Source organism: Hydrocarboniclastica marina (assembly GCF_004851605.1).
GTDB lineage: Bacteria > Pseudomonadota > Gammaproteobacteria > Pseudomonadales > Oleiphilaceae > Hydrocarboniclastica > Hydrocarboniclastica marina.
This window is the reverse complement of record NZ_CP031093.1, coordinates 133267-158398: the sequence shown is the minus strand read 5'-3', so window position 1 is coordinate 158398 and position 25132 is coordinate 133267. Positions and strand designations below refer to the sequence as shown.

The 25132-nt window shown below is 59.4% G+C and carries 22 protein-coding genes; 16 read left to right on the top strand and 6 right to left on the bottom strand.

Annotated elements, in window-relative coordinates; all coding sequences use genetic code 11:
• Window positions 1-96: 96 nt before the first annotated feature.
• From soil367_RS00730 to soil367_RS00700, 7 genes are all read left to right on the top strand, one after another.
• Window positions 97-399, top strand: coding sequence for an antibiotic biosynthesis monooxygenase family protein (locus soil367_RS00730; RefSeq protein WP_136545957.1), 303 nt, complete (start codon window positions 97-99; stop codon window positions 397-399).
• Between the two features lie 100 nt (window positions 400-499).
• Window positions 500-1264 (top strand): hypothetical protein, encoded by a 765-nt coding sequence (locus soil367_RS00725; RefSeq protein WP_136545955.1) that lies wholly within the window; start codon window positions 500-502, stop codon window positions 1262-1264.
• Window positions 1265-1344: 80 nt separating this feature from the next.
• Complete coding sequence (locus tag soil367_RS00720) at window positions 1345-2121, top strand: hypothetical protein (RefSeq protein ID WP_136545953.1); 777 nt, start codon at window positions 1345-1347, stop codon at window positions 2119-2121.
• 289 nt (window positions 2122-2410) lie between these two features.
• Window positions 2411-2668: a type II toxin-antitoxin system Phd/YefM family antitoxin gene (locus soil367_RS00715; RefSeq protein ID WP_022990189.1), complete on the top strand. Its 258-nt coding sequence runs from the start codon at window positions 2411-2413 to the stop codon at window positions 2666-2668.
• The gene (locus tag soil367_RS00710; RefSeq protein ID WP_136545951.1) at window positions 2656-2958 is read left to right on the top strand and encodes a type II toxin-antitoxin system RelE/ParE family toxin; all 303 of its coding nucleotides are present in this window, start codon (window positions 2656-2658) and stop codon (window positions 2956-2958) included. Before soil367_RS00715 ends, soil367_RS00710 begins: the two co-directional genes overlap by 13 nt.
• Before the next feature lie 394 nt (window positions 2959-3352).
• Complete coding sequence (locus soil367_RS00705; protein ID WP_246065447.1) at window positions 3353-3526, top strand: DUF4160 domain-containing protein; 174 nt, start codon at window positions 3353-3355, stop codon at window positions 3524-3526.
• The gene (locus soil367_RS00700; RefSeq protein WP_136545947.1) at window positions 3486-3752 is read left to right on the top strand and encodes a DUF2442 domain-containing protein; all 267 of its coding nucleotides are present in this window, start codon (window positions 3486-3488) and stop codon (window positions 3750-3752) included. The genes soil367_RS00705 and soil367_RS00700 overlap by 41 nt, the downstream gene beginning before the upstream one ends.
• Before the next feature lie 184 nt (window positions 3753-3936).
• On the opposite strand, the gene soil367_RS00695 is transcribed toward soil367_RS00700, so the two are convergent.
• From soil367_RS00695 to soil367_RS00680, 4 genes are all read right to left on the bottom strand, one after another.
• Window positions 3937-5238 carry an IS1380 family transposase gene (locus soil367_RS00695; protein ID WP_136545945.1) on the bottom strand — a complete coding sequence of 434 codons (1302 nt, stop codon included), beginning with the start codon at window positions 5236-5238 and terminating at the stop codon, window positions 3937-3939.
• Window positions 5239-5513: 275 nt separating this feature from the next.
• Window positions 5514-6587 (bottom strand): class I SAM-dependent methyltransferase, encoded by a 1074-nt coding sequence (locus soil367_RS00690; RefSeq protein ID WP_136545943.1) that lies wholly within the window; start codon window positions 6585-6587, stop codon window positions 5514-5516.
• 203 nt (window positions 6588-6790) lie between these two features.
• On the bottom strand, window positions 6791-7807 hold the full coding sequence (locus soil367_RS00685) for an AraC family transcriptional regulator (protein ID WP_136545941.1): 1017 nt from the start codon (window positions 7805-7807) through the stop codon (window positions 6791-6793).
• Window positions 7808-7992: 185 nt separating this feature from the next.
• Window positions 7993-8901, bottom strand: coding sequence for a DMT family transporter (locus tag soil367_RS00680; protein WP_246065445.1), 909 nt, complete (start codon window positions 8899-8901; stop codon window positions 7993-7995).
• A gap of 102 nt (window positions 8902-9003) precedes the next feature.
• On the opposite strand from soil367_RS00680, the gene soil367_RS00675 reads away from it, so the two are divergent.
• A complete protein-coding gene (locus soil367_RS00675; RefSeq protein WP_246065442.1) occupies window positions 9004-9708 on the top strand; it encodes a hypothetical protein in 705 nt (234 codons plus the stop codon).
• A gap of 76 nt (window positions 9709-9784) precedes the next feature.
• Here the strand turns inward: soil367_RS00675 and soil367_RS00670 are convergent, their stop codons facing one another.
• On the bottom strand, window positions 9785-10348 hold the full coding sequence (locus soil367_RS00670) for a DUF1415 domain-containing protein (protein ID WP_136545939.1): 564 nt from the start codon (window positions 10346-10348) through the stop codon (window positions 9785-9787).
• Window positions 10349-10418: 70 nt separating this feature from the next.
• A complete protein-coding gene (locus tag soil367_RS00665; RefSeq protein WP_136545937.1) occupies window positions 10419-13139 on the bottom strand; it encodes a nitrate reductase in 2721 nt (906 codons plus the stop codon).
• A gap of 593 nt (window positions 13140-13732) precedes the next feature.
• On the opposite strand from soil367_RS00665, the gene soil367_RS00660 reads away from it, so the two are divergent.
• The 8 genes from soil367_RS00660 to mqo all read left to right on the top strand — a co-directional run bounded on the left by soil367_RS00660 (window position 13733) and on the right by mqo (window position 25074).
• Window positions 13733-15061: a nitrate regulatory protein gene (locus tag soil367_RS00660; protein ID WP_172962231.1), complete on the top strand. Its 1329-nt coding sequence runs from the start codon at window positions 13733-13735 to the stop codon at window positions 15059-15061.
• Between the two features lie 352 nt (window positions 15062-15413).
• Window positions 15414-16748: a CmpA/NrtA family ABC transporter substrate-binding protein gene (locus soil367_RS00655; protein WP_136545933.1), complete on the top strand. Its 1335-nt coding sequence runs from the start codon at window positions 15414-15416 to the stop codon at window positions 16746-16748.
• Window positions 16749-16914: 166 nt separating this feature from the next.
• The gene (locus soil367_RS00650) at window positions 16915-17823 is read left to right on the top strand and encodes an ABC transporter permease (protein ID WP_216642798.1); all 909 of its coding nucleotides are present in this window, start codon (window positions 16915-16917) and stop codon (window positions 17821-17823) included.
• A gap of 56 nt (window positions 17824-17879) precedes the next feature.
• The gene (locus soil367_RS00645; RefSeq protein ID WP_136545929.1) at window positions 17880-18728 is read left to right on the top strand and encodes an ABC transporter ATP-binding protein; all 849 of its coding nucleotides are present in this window, start codon (window positions 17880-17882) and stop codon (window positions 18726-18728) included.
• 282 nt (window positions 18729-19010) lie between these two features.
• Entirely contained in the window at window positions 19011-20246 is a 1236-nt protein-coding gene (locus soil367_RS00640) for an NAD(P)/FAD-dependent oxidoreductase (protein WP_136545927.1), read from the top strand.
• 86 nt (window positions 20247-20332) lie between these two features.
• A complete protein-coding gene (gene nirB / locus soil367_RS00635; RefSeq protein WP_136545925.1) occupies window positions 20333-22843 on the top strand; it encodes a nitrite reductase large subunit NirB in 2511 nt (836 codons plus the stop codon).
• A 78-nt stretch (window positions 22844-22921) separates the two neighbouring features.
• The gene (nirD, locus tag soil367_RS00630) at window positions 22922-23290 is read left to right on the top strand and encodes a nitrite reductase small subunit NirD (protein ID WP_136545923.1); all 369 of its coding nucleotides are present in this window, start codon (window positions 22922-22924) and stop codon (window positions 23288-23290) included.
• Window positions 23291-23583: 293 nt separating this feature from the next.
• Window positions 23584-25074, top strand: a complete 1491-nt coding sequence (mqo, locus tag soil367_RS00625; protein WP_281283934.1) for a malate dehydrogenase (quinone) — start codon at window positions 23584-23586, stop codon at window positions 25072-25074.
• Window positions 25075-25132 lie beyond the last annotated feature (58 nt).

The following is a 25132-nucleotide window of genomic DNA, read 5'->3' as shown; positions in this document are numbered from 1 at the left end:
ACGGTGGTCGTGGGATGTGCAATAACGAAGCGGTCGCGTTTTTGCAATCATAGAGCGCGCTATCTAATTGCTGTTAGAAATCAGGGAGAGATCGAGGTGATTGCTCGAATTTGGAAAGGATGGACCACTCACGGTAACGCCGCAGCCTACGAGGAGCTTTTCAAGAATACTGTGCTTCCAAAAGTTACCCAGGGCGTGGATGGATACATCAGCACCAACCTGCTACGCCGCGATACGGGTGACAACGTGGAATTCACAACTATATTCTGGTTTGGATCGCTCGAAGCGGTAAAAAGCTTTGCTGGCCCAAACTTCGAGCAGGCGGTAGTCCCGGATCAAGTAAAGGCACTCATGTCGCACTACGAGGAAACCGTTCATCACCACGACGTTGCTCTGTAGGTTTCTAACAATGCCATCAAATTCGTTCCGGCCTGCGGCCTCCACCGGACGCCCTTTTCAGGGCGCCGTTTATGGCTGGCGTTAACTTTATAGGATCGGCATGAAGCCACAATTTTCAGAATTTACTTACGGATATACGGTAGTAGAGGAACTAACTCGAAACTACCGATTTACGGCAGTACCTACTTTTCCAACGCTTGTAGAGGAAGGGCGGGATGGTGGCGGCTATGATGTTCAGGTAGAAATACAAGGCCTACCATTTTTTCTGCAATTCAAACGTTCTGATTATCTAAGTCGTTCAAATGCAAAGTACCATCACGTATTCGGAAGCTCGTATTATCGTTTCAATCTACATGCCTTGAGACATTCAAAACAACACAATTTGCTTGGCCATTTAGAACGCTGTGGGAATCCGGTTTTCTATGTAGCACCTAAGTTCCATACAAATTTGGAGATGCATAACAATTATTTTGGTCGCTCTGTAGCTAGAAGCTCTATTTGGGTAGCGCCTACAGAAATTGGCAATTTGCCAGATGATGACGAGCATTCGATCTGCTTCAATCAATCAGAGTCGCAGGTCTATTTCTGCTCAGAACCAAGGCCGGTCGAACACAGGATGAGCTTTAAGACTGACGCATTAGAACGTTATGTCTCCATATTTAAAGAACGGAATGGTTATCAGCAGTTTCATAAAGACAGTTGGGAAGAACTTTATGATCAGATGCTTTACGTATTTAAAAAACACGACAGCTTGGGTTTTGGTAAGCTTTCTAGGCACTTAGATGAAGATGAGAACGTTATAACTAAAACAGCAAAGCTGTCTCGCTTAGCGTTCGGTGCGGACATGGTGGTTTATGAAAGTTAACAAGGCGCTGTCGTCGGACAAATTCTTCGCTGCGCTACAAATTTGCCGCAAAGCGCGGCGTTAGGCTAATAGGATAGACCATGAAAGTAAAAAAAATAATTTATATTTTATGGGTTGCGGCAATATCCATTTTTCCCTTGTCTTCTCTCGCTGAAGCTAAAAAATCATCGGTAGTAGAGCAGACTGAACAGCATAATGAGATAGCACTTTTAACAGCTCAAATTGCATCAATGGAAAACTATCAGTCTCAATTGATTTCAATTGTTATTTGGTCTCTAAGCTCAGTTATTGCAATGGCCTTAGGGTTGGCGGCATTTAATTGGTATACAAGCAAAGTCTCTTATGAAAGAGAAATGCAAGCCCTCAACCAGGAAAGTGATGCGAAGCTCCAGGAAATGCATTCGGCCTTAAAGACCAGCGTAGATGAATATTCCAAGAAATTGGTCGCAGACCTTGATTCTAAATCAGATGAAATAAAGAACGCGGCAATAAAGGAGATTCAAAAACGTATCGAGAGCTTAACTTTAAGTTTGAAGGAGCAGAAGTCAAGAATATTAAAACTAGAATACGACAACAAGGAGCGTTTAGCTGAAGAGGCGATGGGTAAAGGTCGGCTTGAATGGAGCGTATACCAATATTGCGATTTGCTGGCGATTTCGGTAGAGCAAGGCTCCGACCACTATCAAGTTGGCGAAATACTGGACGAAATCTCTAAGGCTTTAGATGATCCTAAAATATCGATGTCGTCAGATGATGTGTCTCGAACAATTGCCGCATTAAAGAACTTACCGAAACGGCATCAAGCGGCAGCCGAAAATATAATACCTAAAGTTAATCGAGCTTATGGAAAAGCCTAGCAACCAGCGCAAGAGGGACAAATTTTCTGCGGCGCTTCAAATTTGCCCCTTCGCTGGGCGTTGAGGCTGTAGAAAAAGGTCAGCAGACTTTGCCGACCCGGAATTGACTAATGAATGAAATAAAAATAGCGCTTTTTTTTAAAATCTGCAGCAGTCGCCCTTGAGAACGCTCCCAGATTATATTCACCCGAAAAGGAGGCGAGGGTTTTCTGCAGCCTCCTTAGCTGCGATTGCCTCACCCGCAAAGTGACACTATAGTATCACTATCAATCCGAATCTGGGTGAGCCTATGAAAGTTGAGCTTGTTACAAACCTCAAGCGCCAAGCCACAAAAATCCTGGCAGACCTGCATCTGTCTAAAGAGCCAGTACTGATCACTGAACATGGCCAGCCATCGGCTTATCTTGTTGATGTGCAGGATTACGAATTCATGCAGCGTCGACTTGAGCTGCTTGAGGGGCTCTCACGGGGAGAGCGTGCTGTACTTGAGGGAAGAACGTACAGCCAGAGTGAGGCCAGGGAGAAAATGAGTAAATGGCTGAAGTAGTCTGGACGGAGCCCGCACTTCAAGAGTTGGATGCCGTGGCCGAGTATATTGCTCTGGATAATTCTGCTGCCGCCAGTCATCTAGTCCAGGAAGTTTTCGAGAAGACCGCGCGTTTGGAGGAATTCCCCCAATCCGGACGGATTCCTCCGGAACTTCCCAACTCGGTTTACAGGGAGTTAGTGGTTCCACCGTGTCGCCTATTTTATCGTCAGGATGAGCAGCGGATTCTCGTCCTTTGTGTCATGCGCGAGGAGCGGCAGCTTCGAGCGTACATGCTTGGGATCAGCTAGCCAGGCGCGTCACTCGGATGCCTTTGCCTCCGCTCCACTAGCAGGATACCCACATATCACTCCCTGGCGCGCCGCTGCAAAAGCAAATGGTCTTCTTGAGCGCAAGTTCACCGCGTATGAAATTGCCGGGGCATAGCATGTCTGAGTTCGGTGAACAGCCTAAAAAAATAGAGTCAACTACGCGCCGGCGCCGCTGGACGTTTCTTCGCTGCGCCAGTTACCTTGGCATTATGTGAGCAATTTAGTTGGAACCCATGGACAAGTCAGAACTCATCGAATCTTTGCCTTTCGAACTACCGATGGTACGCGCTACCAGAGAGGAGTATGGATGAGCCCTACAGTCTTCAGAGAGAAGGGGTATCGGTTCTTTTTCTTTTCCCGAGAAGAACCTCGAATGCATGTTCATGTAGTCTCAGGCGCTGGGGAGGCCAAATTCTGGCTTGAACCAGATCTTGAGCTTGCCAAAAACTACGGCTATAACCGGCAGCAGTTGAAAGAAATCGAATCACTGGTGGAGGATCACCGCGATGAGCTTGTCAGCGCTTGGAAACAGCACTTCAGCAGTTGAAGTGACGAATATCTCTCCACATGGCGTATGGCTTCTGGCACACGACCGTGAGTTTTTCATGCCGTATGACAGTTTCCCGTGGTTTAAGGAGCAGCCTGTCAGCGCAATCGTGAACGTGGAGGAGCAATCCCCAGGACACTTCTACTGGCCTGATCTTGATGTAGACCTGACAGAGGAGATCATTGAGCATCCCGAGAGGTTTCCGAACGTCGCTCACAGCAAATAGCCATAGCGGGCACGGGCTACTAGCCCGGATTTCTCATAGTAGTCCCTGATGGGCGGATGCCTGAGGATATCCCGGTTTTCGGTGTCTCGTCCGGGGTTTTTTGATCAGATATTAATCAATTCCTGATGTGCAGACACAATTCCCCCTTTCCCCCATTACTGACGGGCCGGGGGAGCCCGCTGATCTAGGTGGGCACCAGCCGCTGAACCAGGGCTGATAATTCTGTCTTATACGGATAGCTATCACTCATCAACACCCGGATTCGGCGGGTATTGCGGATGATCACAGCGCCGACCTTGATCAGTTTCAACCGCAGGGTGCCAGCGCTCATGCGCTCGAAGGGCGTGCTTTTCAGATGCACCCGCAGACGCTCGAATAGGGTGTAGGCAAAGCCGGAGAGTATCAGCCGCCACTGATTGGTCCACCATTGGGTACTCGATGTGCGGTCGGCAAACAGATCCAGCTGCTGATCCTTGATCCGGTTTTCCATGTCACCGCGGGCGCAATACTGTTCGTAGTAGAGCTTGAACCCCTCGTCGTAGCGGGAGCTGATGACGAAGCGGGGATTCGGACCCTGGGGGCCGTATTCCAGGCGGGCGACGACCAGCCGTTCCTGCTGCCAGCTTCGGGCCTTGTAGTTAAAGCGGAACGTAACGGCCAGCTTGTCGCCGGTGGCTTCATGATATTCCTGGACCTTGTCCATGGCGGGTGCCGCCAGGGTTTCCAGCCGCGTATTGCGCGCCATGCCCACGATGTAATCCACCTGGTTGTGGTCACACCAGGCCAGGATTCGGGGCTTGCAGAAGTGGGAATCACCCCGGAACACAATGCGGGTTTCTGACCAGTAGCGCCGGATAAACCGCACCAATAGGGCTAGAATGGCCCAGCTGTGCCGGGCATCACCCCGATTACTGGTGCGCAGATAGCTCACCAGCAGGTGCCGTCCGCAGAAGACATACAGCGGGAAGTAGCAGTGGTGATCGTAGTACCGGTTGAAGAACTTGCCCGGCTGGTCGCCGTGCACCGGAATATCCGTGCCGTCGAAATCCAGCACGATTTCCTTTGGCGGCTTGTCGTGCTGCTCAATGAAATGATGCCAGAGCAGCTCATGGGCCTTCACGATGGTTTGCCGGTCCACGGCCTGTTCCATTCGGCAGAGCGTGGACTTGCCGGCCAGGACGGAGACCTCACCCGTGGCGGATTGCAGCGCCTGATCAAAGCGTAGCGCTTCATGGTCATTCAGGTCTTCGTATCCGCCGGCCACGCCGTAGACCCGTTGCCGGACCATGGTATCGAGTTGGTGACGAACCATCGTGGAATCCCGCTGATCGACCAGAGTCTCGGCCAGTCGCTGGGTTAACTGGTGTTGCTTATCGACTTCGCGTAATAACAACAAGCCAGCATCGGAGGTGATGTGGCCTCCGGAGAAATCGGCTTCAATCTGACGGCGGAACAGTGGCGAGAAGGTCAGCTTTTCGGGTACCATTTTGGATGCGGCTTCTGGTGGTTCGTTTTTGGTGTAAGGTCCTGAAATGTTACCACTTTAAGCCGCTTTTTCCTTCCTCCTCATGAGAAATCCGGGCTAGCAGGACACTCGATCTGAGCTCGGGACGATAGGTGGGGTTCCAGTTAAGCCACCCAGACGCGGGGCACCGCCTCGTGCCGCCAAAGCCGCACAAGCCAATCCGCCAGCTTTCGGCCCCCTATGAAAAAGCCAAAGCCCATCCCAGGGACGGGCCCTGCTCTATTTCTCCCTTTACCTCAGCGACGCGCCTCGAGAACAATATTGAACGGCGTTTCTGCAGCCCTGCGTACGCGGCTGAAACCGCCCTCCTTGATCACTTCGGTCAGTTTGCGCTCTCCCGCCTGGGCACCCAGCGCGAGGCCGGTTTTTTGCGCCAGGGCGGTGGGTACGCAGATGGTGGTAGAGGCGGCGTAGAACAGCCGGCCCACCGGATTGAAGTTGTCGCTCAACTCATCCGCCGCCATGGGCTCGACCACCATCCAGGTGCCGTCCGGTTTAAGCTGTTTATAAACATGAGCTGCCGTGCCTACCGGGTCGCCCATGTCGTGCAGGGCGTCGAAACAGGTCACCAGATCAAAATCACCGCCTGCGAAATCGGCGGCGGTGGCCTGCTCAAAGCGGACCCGGTTCGGATCCAGGCCCTGCTCCTCGCGATGGTCATTGGCCGCGTCGATGGAGTCGCCGTGAAAGTCGTAGCCGATAAACGTCGAGTTCGGGAATGCGGCGGCCATCAGCAGGGTGGAGTGACCGTGGCCACAGCCGATATCAGCCACACGGGCGCCGCGTTCGAGTTTCTCGACCACGCCATCGAGCGCGGGTAGCCAGCTCTGCACCAGATTATGGTTGTAGCCTGGGCGAAAGAATTTGGCGACGGCACAGAACATACAGTGCGCCTGGTCGCCCCAGGCAACGCCTTGTCCCGAGCGAAAGCCCTCACTGACCTTGGGCTCATTCTCGAATGTACTGAATGCATTCTCGAAACCGCCAATCATGTAAACGGGGCTTTCTTCATCGGCGAAGACCATGGCCTGCTCCGGGGGTAGCCGGAAGCGCCTGGTCGCCTCGTCGTAGGCCAGATAATTTGAGGCCGCGTGGTGGGCCAGCCACTCGCGCAGGTATCGCTCGGAATAGCCCGTTCGTTCGGCCAGTTCGGCTGAGGTGGCAGGGCCGCCGCTTTGCAGCTCGCGATACAGCCCGAGCCGGTCACCGATCTTTACCAGCGCCGCGCTGTATGCGCCGCCGAGATCCCCCAGCACCTGCCCCACAAACGCGTTGAGCTTGCTTTCATCAAATATTTGAGTCGCTTCCATGATCGTTCTCCCGGAATGGTAGAGGGTTGGGTCTGATACAGCGGCAACCGTACACACTTACTTCCCGGAAAATGGACGTGCAGCAGACCTTTGTATAGTGCGGGGGTTTGCCTTGCGGCTGAATGACCGTACGTCCGGTGTGTATGACTGAATTACCGGCGATGTTTAGACGGATAGTTAAAATGGACAGTTAAGACCGATGGTTAAACCGAGCGGTCGCGACGCCAGGCGGCGGGGGGCTCGCCTACGATGCGCTTGAAGGAGCGACTGAAAGCCTCCTCCGACTCATAACCCACGTCACGGGCTATCGTGGCGATTTTGGCGTTGCTTTCGACCAACAGATTTGAGGCGACCTGCATGCGCCAGCACCTGAGATACTGCATGGGGGCCTGCCCCAACAGCTCGGCAAAGCGCTCCTGCAGCGCAGAGCGAGAGAGACCCACATCTCCGGAGAGCTTTTCCAGCGTCCAGGCTTCTGCTGGGCGGCTGTGCATCAGTCTCAAAGCCCGCCCAACATGGCTGTCCCGCAGGGCGGAGAGCCAGCCGGTATGACTTGGCGGAAGGGTGCTGAGATAGTGGCGGACAAGATCCACAAACATCATTTCGCTCATGCGCTCGAGGACCGCTTCGCCGCCGGGGCGGCTACTGCGGGACTCCGCTTCCGCCAGCCGGGCCAACTGACCGGTCCAGCTATCTTCAGATAACTCGCTGGCACGGGCGTGTATAACCCGCGGCAAGGCAGAGAGTAATGGATTGAAAGGTGCGCGGTCGCAGCCCAGAAAGCCGCAAAGCAGCGTGGCAACCGGTGGGGACGGTGTACCAACGCCCTTCACTGTCGGCTGCAAAAGCTTATCGTCGAGCTGGCGGACCATGAAGGGTAAGCCCTTGCGCTGCTTCAGACCCGCGATCAGATAAGGAAGATTGGGCTCGGCGCGCAGCCCCGGCGCACTGGCCAATACATGCGCGTCGCCGTGGGGGAAAAGGACGACATCACCGGCGGCCATTTCAAAGGCCGGTTCGCCCGTTATACCCGCCCAGCAGCGGCCGCCCAGCACCACGTGATACTCCATCAGGTGCTCAGACGCCGGCATCACAACGTTGGCGATCAGCGCGGCAAGTGGCGCCTCGGTCACCCAGGCACCGACACACTCAACATTGAAAAAGAGGGCGCCGCGAAGACGAACACGCCGTAGTAGCCCGGAAAGCACGTCTTCGCTCATAGTAGTTGCGCCGGTTGCCGGGTGCCGCCACCCGATATTGATTGCCTTGTGCAACCTTATTTAACCACAACCAACGCAGGAAAGCGCAATTACAGAGGCTCTGGGCGATTCAACGCCGCCCTCGCTTTCACGATGTTTTGAGCCGCAAGATGATCCCCCCCCAGTCACAGCCCAAGCTGCCACAACTAAACCGGCGGCGGCACCCTGAACCTTCTTCGCCGCCCAAGATGCATCTCGTAAACCCCATTCAACGCCAGCGCCCCCAGGATCAACCCACCGCCGACAAAGCTGAGCGACGACGGAATCTCGTTGAGAAAGAGCCAGACCAGGAAGCTGCCGATGATGGTTTCCAGCAACAGCATGAGGCTGACTTCGGCGGCAGGCAGGTACTGGGGCCCCACCTGGATCAGGGTGCAGGCGATGGGCAGGAAGAACAGGCACAACAACAGGAGATAGCCGAAGTCTGGCCAGGCGGGCCATTGGGCGCCGCCCATGATAGCGGCCGCGACGGCTAGCATGGCCGCCCCGAAAGTCAGCATGACGCTCATATCCGCGCTGGGCCGTGAGCGCGCCACGTTGAGGTTGGCGGCAAACGCGGTGGCGGCGACCAGGGCCATGACCAGGCCAAACGGGTTGCTCTGGCCCATCTCGCTCCAGGCCATCAGTGTGGCGCCGCCAACGCAGACGAGGATGACAGCCCAGGTCCGGGCGGGCAGCCGTTCGTGCCAGACGACCCGAGCGATGATTGCGGCGATCACAGGGGCCGTGTTGAGGATAACGAGAACGTTGCCCGCGGCAGTGTGCTTCATGCCCAGCACGAAGCCCAGGGTACTGAACGCGAAAGCCGTCGCGCAGAACCAGCCCTGCCAGCCGCACCGCCGGTACACGGCGGGCAGTTTACGGCCGTAACGGGCCAGACTGATCACAAAAAAGGCGATGGCTAGCAGGAGCCCGCGCCAGAACAACACGACCAGACCGTCGACCTCGGTGATCTTCACCAGCAGACCGTCGGGCGAAATGAAAAGCACGCCAAGCGCCGTCAGCAGGAAGCCCTGGGCGCGGCGGGACAGTTTGGGCGTAGCAGTATTCGACAAGGCTCCTCCGCGACTTGACCGGCCAGGACCTGAAGGCAAGCTTTCGCCCCGGCCCCAATCCGGCGACAATACGCCACCCCTTTTTTATGACCCGAGGCTTCCATGAGCGTCCACCAGGCACGCGAACTGGCGCAAACGCTGTGCGACACCACCGAGCTGGTACTGCTGCCCATCATACCGGCGTGGACGCAGCGGTACAGCAGAAAGCGGGCAGCGAAGTACCCGCGCCCGGCGATCCGGGTCGGGGGCGGTCGAGCCACCCATCACCGGTTTGATCTGCACAGCGGCGAGCACAGCATTACGTTCGGCGCCAAGATGGTGGCCGACAAGCTGGACCCACGGGCCTGTGCGAGCTGGCTTTCCACGCGGGAAATACTCGCGCGCGGTTACTTCGATGGCCGGGTCTCGGCCGCCAACCTGCTGGCCCATACCGGCTGCCATGAATTTGCCCATCTGGTGCAGACCGTCAGCGGCGGCCGTACCCGGGGCTCGGTCCACAACAGTGCCTTCTACCGCATACTGGACGACCTGCACCGGGACGGCATCGCCGACGGCTTTCGGCAAAGCTTGCTGGAGCTGGCACGGAACCGGGGCCAGATGATTCCGGACGCCAGCGTTCAGATCGCGGATCCGCGGGAAGCGTTGGCGAGTTTCAAACCGGGGGATGTCGTTTGCTTCGGCCGCAATAATGAGCTCCAGGGCAAGGTCACCCGGGTTAACCGCAAGACCTGTTCGGTGCAGGGCACCGGCCCCTGCGAGGGCCGACGCTACCGGGTCTCTCCCCAGGCCCTGACGCCCCTCAGCTAACGACCCCAACGGACCACCGTCCCGTGATCGCGCCGTGCTATTGCTTGGTGTTATGGCGTGGTGTTATTGCGTGGTGTTAGCGCTGCTCGAACAGGCTGCGCCACCCGTCCAGTCCCAGGGCATTCATTTTCGCAATGTTGCGCTCGAAGATCTCAGCCGCGTCGGGAAACGCCGCCACGGCCCTATCAATGCTGGCTTCGCGGAGGAGATGCAGGATTGGAAAGGGCGCACGGTTGGTGTAGTTCTCCATGGCTTCGGGGGTTACACCGGCAAATTGGTAGTCGGGGTGGAAGCTGGCGATCTGGATCTCGCCCTCCAGTTCCATCACGGCCAGTTGTTCATTGGCCAGGGCGAGAAAATCGTTGTAGTCGAGGAAGTCCTGCAGCACCGCGGGGTGTATCAATAAGGTCGTGTCGACCTGCTCCGGGTCGGTCCGGGAAAGATGCAACAGCTCCTCTACCAGCACGGATAACAGCTCTTCGGGCGTGGTACATGGCGTAACACGGTAGCGGATCTGTTTTTTGACGTGGACGGCCTTGGCGAACGGGCACAGGTTGAGGCCGATCACCGCTTTCTCCAGCCAGAGGCGGGTGCTTTCGATGACCGCCTCGTGGTCGAAACGGGTACTGTCGTGGGGCATAGAAGGACCGGGAGCTGAATTTATCGGCCCCCAGTATAGTTTTTTCTGTTTCTGATCGCTGGCAAAACTGTTAAGTGGCCGAGGCAATGCAGCGTTCAACCAACGCCTTGATCTCCGGCAGGCAGGAACCGCAATTAGTCCCGCACTTGAGTTTCTCGCCCAGAGCAGCCGGGCTGTCGCAGCCTTCCCCGATCGCGCTGAGAATGGTTTTTTCACCCACCTGGAAACAACTGCAGATCACCGGGCCGGTGTCCTCGACCCCCGCGGGGCTCGCCGCCAGCAAGGCTTTACGGTCCTGGGCGTCCAGCTGTTCATGGCCAAACAGTTCATCCAGCCAGTCCAGTGCCGGGAAGTGAAACTCACGCTCGATCATGAGGACCGCCTGCAAGCGGCCCTCGGCAACCCGGGCGTAGCGCTGCCGGCCATCGGCGGCGTCGAGCATCTCTAGCTGCGGTGCGCCGCCGAGCAGCCGGGCGACACCATCCCGGTCTGGTGCGTGCTGGCCGGCAACCCGCCAGGCCTGCGTATTAGCCAGGGGTGTCCTGCTCCAGTAAGTCATCGCGTCGAGGCCGGGGGGCGCGTGCTGACTGAGCAGGACGGCATGAAATTCAACCTGCACGGGCTCAATATCTACCCGTGAATGTTTGAACGCGGGCTGGCCGGAGGCCGGGTCGCAGCTCGGCCTGATGACCCCGCCAACCCGGCCTGCGCCCGTCCACTGCTCATTCCAGTGGATAGGTGCGAACACCTCCCCCTGGCGCTGCCCGCTGTCCCGCCGCAGACGCAGCACCAATTGCCCGGCCGCCCCCGACACCCGCACGAACTGGCCGTCCGCGACGCCCATACGATCGGCATCTGCCGGGGCCATCGCCAGAAAACTCTCACTGGTATGCTGCCACAGCCGCGGGCTCCGCCCCGTGCGGGACATGGTGTGCCACTGATCCCGCAAGCGGCCGGTGTTGAAATAGAAGGACCCGGGGGTAGATTCGGCGTTGGGGCGGGACTGAGACAAGGGGTCTTCGTGGCGATTTTTGCCTGCGTCGGCAGCCGGCCCGCCCGCATGGACAGGCAAGGCTACGGAATGAAAACGCGCGCGACCGTCGGGCGTGCGGAAGCGGCCCTGGCCAAACTGGCGGGCGGTGCCCAGTGGGCGGGCGTGGGTCACGGGCCATTGTAAGGGCGTGAGGTCGCGGTAGGCCTGATCGCTTAGCTCAGCGAGCGCACTGATGTCGAAGCCCCCGCCCAACTTGACGGTCTGCGCTGAAAGCGCCGCGTGTTCGCGAAAAACCGCAGCCGGGTTGGGGTAGTCAAAGGCCGTTTTGAAACCCAGGCGCTGCCCAACCTGCGCCAGCGCCCACCAGTCCGGGCGTGACTCACCAACCGCAGGCAGAAGCCCGCGCTGGCGCGATAGGCGGCGCTCGGAGTTGGTGACGGTGCCGTCTTTCTCGCTCCAGCCCTGGGCGGGCAACTTGATATGGGCGAGGTCGAGGGTGTCCGTGTGATCGACACAGTCCGAAACGATCACCAGCGGGCAGTTCGCCAGGGCCGCCTTGACCCGTTCGGCGTCAGGCATGCTCACCACGGGGTTGGTAGCCATGATCCAGATCGCCTGAATGGCCCCGCTAGCCACTGCGTCAAACATTTCCACCGCTTTCATGCCGGCCGCTTCGGGAAGCTCCGGACTGTTCCAGAAGGCTTGAACGCAGTCTCGGGCGCCGGGGGTTTCATAGTCAGTATGCGCGGCTAACTGATTAGCCAGCCCGCCAACTTCCCGCCCGCCCATGGCGTTGGGTTGCCCGGTGATGGAGAAAGGGCTGGCGCCCGGCAGCCCTACCCGGCCGGTGGCCAGGTGACAGTTGATGATGGCGCTGCCCTGGTCGGTGCCGCGCACAGACTGATTGATACCCTGGGAATAGAGCGTGACGGTGCGTTGGGTGTCCGCGAACAGCCGATAGAACGCTTCGACGTCTGCTTCGGCCAGATCGCACACTTCTGCCACCTCCCGGGGAGACGGCGCTGAAGCCTTGGCGGCGGCTACCGCGGCGTCCATGCCCGAGGCCCGCTCTTGGACCCAATCTTCCGCCACCGCACCGGTCGCCGCCAGCCAACTCAGCAGACCATTGAACAGGTAGGCGTCGGTGCCGGGGTGAAGCTGCAGGTGCAGATCGGCAATCTCGCAGGTCGCGGTCCGGCGCGGGTCGATAACGATGATTTTGCGATTGGGCCTGCCCTCGCCTGCGGCCTTGATGCGCTGGTAGAGCACCGGATGGTTCCAGGCGGTGTTGGAGCCGACCAGCACCAGCAGATCGGCCAGTTCCAGGTCTTCATAGCAGCCCGGAACCACATCGGCGCCGAACGCGCGCTTATAGCTGGCCACAGCTGAAGACATGCAAAGCCGGGAATTGGTGTCGACGTGGGGCGTGCCCAGAAAGCCCTTGGCGAGCTTGTTGGCGACGTAGTAATCCTCGGTCAGCAACTGGCCGGACAGGTAAAAGGCGATGGCTTCGGGGCCGTGCTGAGCCCGGACGGTTGCCAGGCGCCGGGTGATCGCATCCAGTGCTTCGTCCCAACCGACCCGTTTGCCATCGACTTCGGGCGCGCGCAGCCGGTTCTGGTCCCCCAGCGTCTCCGCGAGACTCGAGCCCTTGATGCACAGGCGCCCGAAATTGGCCGGGTGGTCGGGGTCGCCGCTGACCGGCTCGATACTGGCAGACCCGCTGGCGCGGGCCAGGACGCCGCAGCCCACGCCACAATAGGGGCACGTCGTCGCCTGCGCCTTCGGCTGCACCATCGTTTTTCTCCCGTACCGGTTTCGGCCCGTCCCAAATAAAAAAGCCCGATAACGTAAGAGTGGGGACTCACGCTATCGGGCAACGGTGCCCATGGGAGGGGCCTAAAGCTGTGTTTCGCAGCGAGCACCTGCTTGCTGCAACAGCAGAAGATCGTAACTCCTGCCTGTCGAACCGCCTGAGCCGGGATTGACTCCGCGGCGATCTGTCTGGTTGCCGTGGCTATTGGGACCGCCGTTAAGAAGGCTGCCCAAAAGCCACTCAAGAACCTTATGAGAAGGATGCTGCAAAGCGGATGCCAAAGCGTCTTTTGCTTTGTTTTTATAGACTTGCCTGAGGCCGCCGCCTGCGGCACAGCATAATCTGCCTCACGGCGGTGCAAGTTGCACTGTAATGTAGCAATTCAAATGCGCCGCTGGGCACCCACGTTACCCGCACGACCGGCCCGGGCCCTGCCCCGGCGGCCAAACCCAACTGAAGCATACGCCGGCCCCAGATGGTCCTGCTCTTGCATGTCTTTCTCTCACACATCTTTTTTGCAAGAGCCAGAGAGCATGAATGCGATGATCACGCGTACCGGGTCCAGGAGCCTGGGATGAAGCCAGAACAAACAGCAGGGGCGAGCGCCACCGATTATCTCGTTGCCTCCAAAAACTGCGAGATCATCGCGCTGGAAGCCTTCCTGCGTATGGGCCGTCTGGTTGTCGCCGTCAGTAACCTGGTCCACGCGCTTCAGCGCGAAAGGGGCGCGGCCAACCTTTACCTGGGCGCGGGCGGTCGCGAGCATGGCGACTGCCTGGGCCAGATGGAGGCGGGCACCGACCAGCAGTACGACCGCTTCCGAGCTGCCCTGGAAGAGATGGGTACAGAAGTGAGCGGTGTTCAGGGCGGCAGCCGCTTCTTCAGCCGAATTGCCTACGTGGTTCATGCGTTCTCGGAACTGGGTGAGTTGCGCCATCAGGTCCGCAGTAACCAGCTGAGCCCTGAGGGGGCCAGCAAGGTCTACAGTGGGTTGGTGCACGGCCTTCTATCTATCGTCTTTGAAGCCGCCGAAACCGCCATGGACCCGTCCATCTCGAGGCTGCTGGTCGCCATGTTCAATTTCATGCAGGGCAAAGAGCTGGCAGGCCAGGAGCGGGCGGCGGCCGCGGCAGGTTTCGCCATGGGCCAGTTTGATCCGTCCCTGAAAGAGAGGCTGGACCATCTGGACGAAGCCCAGCAGCGCTGCTTTGAGGTCTTCATGGAGTTTGCCGAGGCACCTGCCCGCACAGAGTGGCAGAAGGTCAAGGACGCGCCGGAGCAGCAGGAACTGGACCGACTGCGGCGTCTGGCGCGGGCCCGACCAGACGAACGGGCCGCGGAGCCAGCAGCGCTAAACAAAGGCATCGACCAGCGTTGGTTCTGGATAGCCACCGGCCGCATCGACGCCATGAAGGCAGTGGAGGATCAGTTGGAGTCCCGCCTCCACGAACTCTGTGAAGAGAAACTGCGAGATGCCCGGGAAGGGCTGGCGAGGCAGCAGACGTTGATCGAAGACCTCTTGCACCAGGAACATGACCCGGCACAGTCATTTATTGTGTTCTGCAGCGCGCCGGGCGACGTGCGGGCCGAGTTTCAGCAGGACAGCTATCATACGGACGGCGTCAGCCCGGGCCTGGGTCGGTCGATCATCGACCTGGTGCAGGCCCAGTCCCAGCGCCTCCAGCAGATGAACGACGAGCTCACCGCCGCCAGAACAGCCCTGGAAGAGCGCAAGCTGCTGGACAAGGCCAAGCTGCTGCTGATGAAGCATCGTGGCATGAGCGAAGAGCAGGCCTATAAAATGCTACGCCAGACCGCCATGGACCAAAGCCGCCGTCTGGTCGATGTCGCCCGCGCCATGGTCGCAATTGGCGATGTCTGGACCCGCACTGAAAGCAAGTAACCCTCTCTTTTGATTCCCTCCAGCAGGTTCCATTTCGGCGCACTAAATGGAGCGGCCTGCACTCCTTGGGGTCGCCAAGGTCTACCCAAATAAAATAAGTCCTTTTATTACATATACTTATTTTTTGGCACGGGTACTGCTTATCTGTTCTTAAGAGACCACAAGGTCGGGCAACAAACGAACTGAGCAAAGGCGCTCCCTGCAAAGCTGACAAAGCTAAGCAGCGAGCGCCTTTTTTTTATGCCTTACAGCCAGCCAGAGGGCGTCGTAGATGATCAGTTTCACTAGAGGATTCAGTTTTAGCAGAGGGTTTAAAGCATGGGTTCCGTCAGGTCGCCGCGCAATCGTGGCTATGCTCTTGATTGTGTGCCTCGGAGCCAGCACGGCGGGCGCGGAGATAGGGCCCCCCGAAAAGCCTGACCTCAAGTTCGGCTTTATCAAACTGACCGATATGGCGCCTCTCGCGATTGCGTGGGAGAAAGGGTTTTTCATGGACGAAGATCTGTTTGTTGAGCTCGAGGCCCAGGCCAACTGGAAAGTGCTTCTCGACCGCGTGATTGACGGCCAGCTCGACGGTGCACACATGCTCGCCGGCCAGCCGCTGGGTGCAACAATCGGCATCGGTACCAAGGCGGACGTTATCACCGCCTTCAGCATGGACCTCAACGGTAACGCCATTACCGTGGCCAATGACGTCTGGGCCCAGATGGAACCGCATATCGAGAAGAACGCCGACGGCCAGCCCAGGCATCCAATCAGTGCCAGTGCGCTAAAGCCCGTATTGGAAACCTACCGGAACAAAAACGAGTCGTTCCGGATGGGCATGGTGTTTCCGGTCTCGACCCATAACTACGAGATTCGCTACTGGCTGGCCGCTGGCGGCATCGCCCCGGGTTTTTACGCGCCGCACCGCGGCGATAACAACGGCACCCTTGATGCGGAAGTGCGCCTTTCAGTCACACCGCCGCCGCAGATGCCTGCCACCCTCGAGGCCGGGACCATCCAGGGCTACTGCGTCGGCGAACCCTGGAATCAGCAGGCCGTCGCCATGGGTATCGGCGTGCCCGTGATCACCAATTATGAGATATGGCCCAACAACCCGGAGAAAGTCTTCGGTGTCAGCCAATCCTGGGCTGAAGAAAACCCCAACACTCACATTCGCGTCGTCAAGGCGCTGATCCGGGCCGCCAAATGGCTCGATGAGAATGACAACGCCAACCGCAAGGAAGCGGTGAAGATCCTGTCCCGCTCAGACTATGTCGGTGCCGATGAGGCCGTGCTCGCCAACTCCATGACCGGCACGTTCGAGTACGAGAAAGGCGATGTTCGCGACGTGCCTGATTTCAATGTTTTTTTCCGTCACCACGCCACCTATCCGTTCTACTCGGACGCGGTCTGGTTCCTGACCCAGATGCGCCGTTGGGGCCAGATTCCCGAACACAAGCCCGACAGCTGGTACCAGGACATCGCCAAAAAGGTCTATCGCCCGGACATCTACCGGCAGGCTGCGGAGGCCCTGATTGCGGAAGGCAAGATGACCGCCGCCGACTTCCCTGATTTCGCCAGCGAAGACGGTTACAAGCCGAGCCAGGGCACCTTCATCGACGGCACGCCATACAACGGCCGCCAGCCCAACGCCTACATCGACAGTTTTGCGATCGGCCTCAAGGGCGAGCAGAAACTGTAACTCCGGCGGCTGGCAGACAGCCGCTCCATGCGAAGCCAGGCCTTGCCTGGACGAGGATAGGACTATGACCTCCACGACCACGACGACCGGGGCCAACGCGAGTACGCTTTCGCCGTTTGCCCGGATCACCCACCAGGCGCGTAAAGGGCTGACTGCGGGGCAGCTGATGCACCGGCTGGGCCTGCCCATGATCGGGTTGGCTGTCTTTCTGATGCTGTGGCAATGGGCGGCTGAATCCATCGAGACCTCCCTGGGGGCCTTTCCCGGCCCGGCCGAAGTCTGGCAGCAGGCCGATGGGCTCTGGGACGAGCACCAGGCGTCCCGGGAGCGGGCGAGCAAGTTTATCGCCATGCAGGAAGCGCGCAACGAGCGCATTCTGGAGCAGAATCCCGAAGCCGAGGTGCGTATTCGCAGCTACAACGGCGCGCCGACCTTTATTGATCAGATAGGGACCAGCCTGGTGACCGTGATGAGCGGTTTTCTGTTGGGCGCCGTGATCGCCATTCCGCTGGGTATTTTCATGGGCATGAGCCGCGCCATGCAGGACGCGCTCAATCCTTTGATCCAGCTGTTCAAACCGGTATCCCCGCTGGCCTGGCTGCCTTTGGTGACGCTCGTGGTCTCCGCGGTTTACGTCAGCGATGACCCCCTGTTTGAAAAGTCTTTCCTGATCTCACTGTTCACGGTCACGCTCTGCAGCCTCTGGCCAATCCTGATCAATACCGCCGCCGGAGTCGCGAGTGTCAGCGAGGACCTTCACAACGTTTCGCGCGTCCTGAGCCTGCCCACCTGGACCCACATCCGCCGCATTGTGCTGCCTTCGGCGATTCCCCACATGTTTATCGGCTTGCGGATCTCCCTCGGGATCGCCTGGATGGTGCTCATTGCCGCGGAAATGCTGGCGCAGAACCCGGGCCTGGGGAAGTTCGTCTGGGATGAGTTCCAGAACGGCAGCAGTGCCTCACTGGGCCGCATCATGGTCGCCGTGCTGACGATCGGCCTGATCGGGTTTCTGCTCGATCGGCTGATGGTGCTGCTACAGCAAAAAGTTTCCTGGGACAGCAAGTCCGCCTGAGTACCGGGTCCAAGTCACTTCGGGACGCCGCGACCACAAATTAATGGAGAAGGCACATGAGCAAACCCCATCTGGAACTGTCAGGCATCGGCATGGAGTTCCCTACACCCGACGGCGTGTTCTGCGCGCTGGAAAAGGTCAACCTGAAAGTAGCCAAAGGCGAGTTCATCTCACTGATCGGCCATTCGGGCTGCGGTAAGTCGACGGTCCTGAATATCATTGCCGGCCTGCTCAAGGCATCTGTTGGCGGCTGCATTCTGGAGGGGCGCCAGGTCGACCAGCCGGGGCCTGAAAGGGCGGTGGTGTTCCAGAACCACTCGCTGCTGCCCTGGCTGAGCGCCTACGAAAACGTGGAACTGGCGGTGGACCAGGTTTTCGGCAAGAAAATGAACAAACAGGAGCGGGCCGAGTGGATCAACTACAACCTGGAGCTGGTGCACATGGCCCATGCCAGCAACAAGCGGCCGGGTGAGATCAGCGGCGGCATGAAGCAGCGGGTGGGCATCGCCCGGGCACTGGCGATGCAACCCCAGGTGCTGTTGATGGACGAGCCGTTCGGTGCCCTGGACGCCCTTACCCGCGCCCATCTCCAGGATTCACTGATGGAGATACACCAGGAGCTGGGCAATACCGTCGTCATGATCACCCACGACGTGGACGAGGCGGTGCTGCTGTCGGACCGTATTGTGATGATGAGCAACGGGCCTGCGGCCACCATCGGGGAAATCGTCGAGGTTAACCTGCCGCGGCCGCGCGAGCGCGTGGCCCTGGCTGACACGCCCGAGTACAACCGCTACCGGCAGCAGGTGCTGCGCTTCCTCTACGAAAAACAGCGCAAGATCGAGCCCTTGCCAACGCGCAAAAAAACCGCGAATCCGATCGCCAATCGCCGCGTCGGCGCATGACCTGGCGCGCCCCAACAGTGCAGAAATCGGCTCCGCTGCACCATCACTGGGCCGCACCCGACCGGCCCGAAATCCAGCTGCGAATCTATGCCTTTGTTTTCTGTAGAAAAAAGGGGTTGGCATAGAAAGTGAAAGGCCTATTACCAGAACACTGAATCAGAGCAAACCGGGCTAAGTCAGCCTGGCTCATGGCAAAGGCGCCTAATTCCCATCGGGGATTTTAGGCGCTTTTTTTTTGGATTTAATGCCAGCCGGAAGTCGCCCTGGGCCGCGGGAGGATCTATGAAAAAACTCGTCATTGTCGGGCACGGAATGGTTGCCCAACGGCTGCTGGAACGCCTCGTGGAGCGGGGCTTCTGCGCGCACTGGCAGGTCACTGTTATCGGTGAGGAGCCCCAGCCGGCCTATAACCGCATCATGCTGTCGCCCTTCCTGGCGGGCGAGATGGCGGCAGACGACCTCTCCCTGGCCGGTGCCGACTGGTACGCGGCCCATGGCGTCCGTTGCATATCAGGCAACGCTGCCATCGTGATTGACCGCGGCGGGCGCTCGGTCGGGCTTGCGGATGGTGAGCAGGTCCCGTTTGACCGGCTGGTCATCGCAACCGGCGCCCAGGCGTTGATGCCGGGCCTGCCTGGAACGGGCCTCGAAGGCGTCCAGGTTTTCCGCGACCGCGGCCATTGCGACGCCCTCCTGAGCTGCGCGCAGTCGGCAACGTCCGCGGTTGTGGTCGGCGGTGGCTTCCTCGGGCTCGAAGCGGCAGCAGCGCTCGCCAAACGCGGCCTCAAGGTCACCGTACTGCACCGAAGCGGCCATCTGCTCAACCGCCAGCTGGACCGTACGGCGGGCGGGATGCTGCAACGCGAACTGGCCCAGCAGGGGCTCGACCTGCGCTGTAACAGCCAGATACAGGCGATTGAAGGGCAGGATCGAGTGGAGTCTGTGCTTCTGAACGACGGCAGCCGTATCAAAGCCGAGCAGGTGGTTTTTGCGACCGGCATCAAACCCCGCATCGACCTTGCGACGGCGGCTGGCCTGGCCTGCGACCGTGGCATCGAGGTGGACCCCTGGTTGCGCACCAGCGACAGCAATATTTTTGCCCTGGGCGAGTGCTGCCAGCGCGCCGGTCAGACCTACGGCCTGGTGGAGCCGGGCTACCGGCAGGCCGAAGTTCTGGCCGCACTCCTTACCGAGTCGAACGATGCACCAGACGGCGCCCCGGGCGTGCCGGGCTACCAGGACGAAGCGCTTGCCACCCGCCTCAAGATCAGCGGTATCGAGCTGTTCTCGTGCGGTGAAATCGAGCCGGACGACTCGACCGAGAGCCTGGTCTACCACGATCAGGAGTTGCGCCACTACCGCCACCTGATTGTCCGCAATCAGCGGTTGGTCGGCGCCATTCTCTACGGCGATGCACGCGAGGGGCCCTGGTATTTCGACCAGGTCCAGAAAGGCACCGATATCAGCACTATCCGCCAACACCTGGCGTTTGGTTCAGCCTGGTGCGAAGCCGCTTAGCGACACCTGTTGACAGAAGCTTGACATAACCCAGTTCGACCGCTGCACAAAGCGGTCACGCATTTAAAGGTAAGAGGACACGCACCATGAAAAAGCAGCTGATCGTAGTCGGCAACGGCATGGTAGGCCACCACTTCGTCGAGCAGTTCATGGCCAGTCCGGCGGCGGCCGATTATCAGGTCCATGTCTTTGGCGAAGAGCGCCATGCGGCGTATGACCGCGTGCACCTGTCAGAGTACTTCCAGGGCGCAGACCACCGCGCGCTCGCCCTGTGCGAAGAGAACTGGTACTGCGACAACGCGGTCACCCTCCATCTGGGCGAAGCCGTGACCGGCATCGACCGTGAAGCCCGCACTGTGGAGACCGACCAGAACAGCTATCCCTACGACGAACTGGTCCTGGCGACAGGCTCCTACCCGTTCGTACCCCCGATCCCGGGCAAGGACAACGAGCACTGCCTGGTCTACCGTACCCTGGAAGACCTCGACCGTATCCGCGCCAGCAGCGAAGGGGCCCGCACCGGCGTAGTAGTCGGAGGTGGATTGCTGGGGCTGGAGGCCGCCAATGCCGTCAAGTCACTGGGCGTGGAAGCCCATGTGGTCGAGTTTGCCCCGCGCCTGATGCCGGTGCAGCTGGATGAGGACGGCGGCCGTACTTTGCGACAGAAAATCGAGGATCTTGGCGTCCAGGTGCATACCCAGCGCGTCACCACGGCCATTACGCCCGGGGAGAATGCTCGCCTGCGCATGACCTTTGACGATGAGCAGTTCCTGGAAACCGACCTGATTGTGTTCTCCGCCGGCATCCGGCCCCAGGACGCGTTGGCCCGGAGCTGCGACCTGCCAGTAGGCGAGCGCGGCGGCATCATCATCGACAACCACTGCGCCACCGCCGACGAGCACATCTACGCCATCGGCGAGTGCGCACTCTGGAACGAGCAGATATTCGGTCTCGTCGCGCCGGGCTATACCATGGCCCGCACCCTGGTCGCCCAGCTCAACCAGGAAGACAACAGCTTCACCGGTGCCGACATGAGCACCAAGCTGAAGCTGATGGGTGTCGATGTCGGCTCCCTGGGCGATGCCCATGGCAAGACGCCGGGATCCCTGAGCCTGCGGTACTGTGACGAACGCGCCGGCATCTACAAAAAGCTGGTGATAAGCAATGACGGGAAACACCTGATCGGCGGCGTGCTGGTAGGCGATAACAGCGTCTACGATACGCTTTCCCAGTACCTGCTCAACGGCATCGAACTACCGGAAGACCCCCAGAGCCTGATCCTGCCTGTCAGCGAGGGCGGCGCCCCGGCACTGGGCCCCGACGCGCTGCCGGACACGGCCACCATCTGCTCCTGCCACAACGTCAGCAAGGGCGACATCTGCGGCGCCATTGAGCAGGGTTGCGCGGACCTCGGCGCCGTCAAGCAGCAAACGAAAGCCAGCAGTGGCTGCGGCGGCTGCACCGCGCTGCTCAAAAGCGTGGTCGACAATGAGTTCACGCGCCTGGGCATGGAGGTCAACACCGACATCTGCGAGCACTTTGCCCACACCCGGCAAGACCTCTACACCATGGTCCAGGTGGGGCAGATCAAGAGCTTTCCCGAGCTTCTGAAAAAACACGGCAAGGGCCGTGGCTGTGATATCTGCAAGCCTGCGGTGGCGTCCATTCTCGCCTCCTGCTGGAACGAGCACATCATGAAGCCGGACCATGTGCCGCTGCAGGACACCAACGACACCTTCATGGCCAACATGCAGAAGAACGGTACCTATTCGGTCGTGCCGCGTATTGCTGGCGGCGAAATCACCCCCGAAAAGCTGATTGTGCTGGGTGAAGTGGCCAAGAAATACGGCCTCTACACGAAGATCACCGGCGGCCAGCGGGTCGACCTTTTCGGCGCCAGCCTCAACCAGTTGCCGCTGATATGGGAAGAGCTTATCGCCGCGGGCTTCGAGACCGGCCATGCCTATGGTAAGTCCCTGCGAACGGTCAAATCCTGCGTGGGCAGCACCTGGTGCCGCTACGGCGTGCAGGACAGCGTCGGCATGGCGATCTTCCTGGAAAACCGCTACAAGGGCCTGCGCGCGCCTCACAAGATCAAGATGGGCGTTTCCGGCTGCACCCGCGAGTGCGCTGAAGCCCAGAGCAAGGACTTCGGCGTCATAGCGACGGAGAATGGCTGGAACCTCTACGTCTGCGGTAACGGTGGCATGCGTCCGCGTCACGGGGACCTGTTCGCCACCGACCTGGATGACCAGACCCTGGTGCAGTACATCGACCGCATCCTCATGTTCTACATCCGCACGGCGGACCGCCTGCAGCGCACCAGCGTCTGGATGGAAAACCTCGACGGCGGGCTCGACTATCTGCGCGAAGTGGTCATTGACGATCGTCTCGATCTCGCCGCCGACCTCGAAAGCCAGATGGCGCGGATCATCGAAACCTACCAGTGCGAGTGGCGCTCAACGCTGGAAGACCCGGACAAGCTCAAGCGCTTCCGCGAGTACGTCAACGACAAGCGCGACGATCCCCTGCAGCAATGGTCCCAGGAGCGCGGTCAGAAGCGCCCGGCCGACAGAATCATTGCAACCACAGCCTGACACCAGGCGCCCGCTGGCCAAGTCCTCGGGCGCCGCAACGCTGTTTTACCCATTAGCTTTAGCTAGAGGAGAAGCACCATGCCGAACCCAAACGCCGGAAACTGGAGCAAGCTTTGCAGCGGCGAAGACCTCGTCGCGGACTGTGGTATCGCCTGCTGGACCGAAGAGGGCCCCGTTGCCCTGTTCTGGCTGCCCGACCACGAGCCCAGTCTGTTCGCTGTCAGCCACTATGACCCGATTAGCCAGGCCAATGTGCTGGCCAGGGGCATTGTTGGTGATAAAGGTGGCCTGCCCGTGGTAGCGTCGCCGCTCTATAAGCAGCACTTTCGCCTGGATACGGGCGAGTGCCTGGAAGATGAGAACGCGCGAGTGCCCTGTTACCCCGTCCGTCTCCAGAACGGTATGGTTGAGATCGCCCTGGGGCAACGCCAGACCGCTGCTGCATAAGGCTCCCTGCCAACTCCGGCCCAGGACTACGGTCATCGGGGCCGGCGCTCCGCGTTTACCGGCGATCAGCGGAGCCAGACGCCATGCTTCGGCCTCGCGTACCGGCCTGCTTTGCCCTCGTCGAGTAACCTGCCTTGCTCGCGCGCACTGGATTCTCCAGCGCCGGAGAACCTGTCGCTTGCACGACTGGCGCCCTTATGCAGCGCAGGTTTACATAGAATTTTCTTTATTTTCCTTTCGTCCCGGCACGTCGAAACCGCTATCATAGGCCCCAAACTTTTCCTGTTAAGGCGATAGCAATGACTGTACGTAAAACGGATGTCCTGCTAGTCGGGGGCGGCGTCATGAGCGCTACCCTTGGCATGATGCTCAGACAGCTGGACCCCAGCCTGAAAATCACTCTGGTAGAACGCCTGGACCATGTTGCCCATGAGAGCACGGACGGTTGGAATAACGCGGGGACCGGGCACGCCGGCTACTGCGAGCTCAACTATACCCCGGAGAATCCCGACGGTAGCATCGAGATCAGCCGCGCGCTCAACATCAACGCTTCTTTTGAGGTAACGCTTCAGTTCTGGTCCTGGCTGGTTGAGCACGGCGCCCTGCCCGAACCGCACAATTTCATCAACAATACGCCACACAAGAGTTTTGTCTGGGGCGAGAAAGACGTGGAGTTCCTGCGCAAGCGGCATCAGCTCCTGAGTAATCACCACCTGTTCAGGGACATGGAGTTCAGCACCGACCCGGCGGTACTGCAGGACTGGATGCCCCTGGTCATGCGCCATCGCGACCCCAAGCAACCCATTGCCGCGACACGGGTCCAGTACGGCGCGGATGTTGACTTCGGCTCGCTGACCCGCAGCATGGTCAACGACCTGTCTGAGCACCCCAACTTCGACCTGAAACTCAGCCATTCTGTACATAGCCTCAAACAGACCGACGAAGGCCGCTGGAAAGTGGTCGTCATCGACGAGAAGGCCGATGCCAGCAAGACCTACGACGCGGGCTTTGTATTCCTCGGCGCCGGTGGCGCGGCCCTGCCGCTACTGCAGCGGTCCGGCATCGCCGAAAGCCGGGGCTACGGCGGCTTTCCGGTCAGTGGCCAATGGCTGGTCTGCACCAAGCCTGAGATCGTCAAGCAGCATTCGTCCAAGGTTTACGGCAAGGCACCGACCGGGGCGCCGCCCATGTCGGTTCCGCACCTCGACACCCGCGTTATTAACGGCAAGCCGGCGTTGCTGTTTGGCCCGTTCGCAGGTTTCACCACGAAGTTCCTGAAGCAGGGCTCCTACATGGACCTGTTCTCCTCGGTTCGCGGCAGTAACCTCAAGCCCATGATGGCAGTGGGAGCGGGCAACATGGACCTGACCCGTTACCTCATCGGCGAGGTGTTCCAGTCCCACAAGGCGCGCGTAGAGTCACTGCGTAACTTCTTCCCGGACGCGAAAAAGGACGACTGGAAGCTGCAGGAAGCGGGCAAACGCGTTCAGATCATCAAGAAAGACCCTGAGGGCCACGGCAAGCTGGAGTTCGGCACAGAGATCGTCGCCTCCAGGGACGGTACGCTGGCAGCACTACTGGGGGCTTCGCCTGGCGCCTCCACAGCCGTCGCCGCTATGGTGGATGTGCTTGAACGCTGCTTCCCCCAGCGTATCGCCAGCGCTGAGTGGCAAGCGCGTATGAAAGAGCTTATCCCCTCATACGGCCAATCACTGGTCGACGATGCAGACCTGCTGCAGACTACTCGCGAGCGCACGCTGAATACGCTCAAACTGCGCAAGTAAAGGTTCGGCGCGCCTGTCTATATCTGACGGGTGCGCCCTGCGTCACTGAACGGTGCCA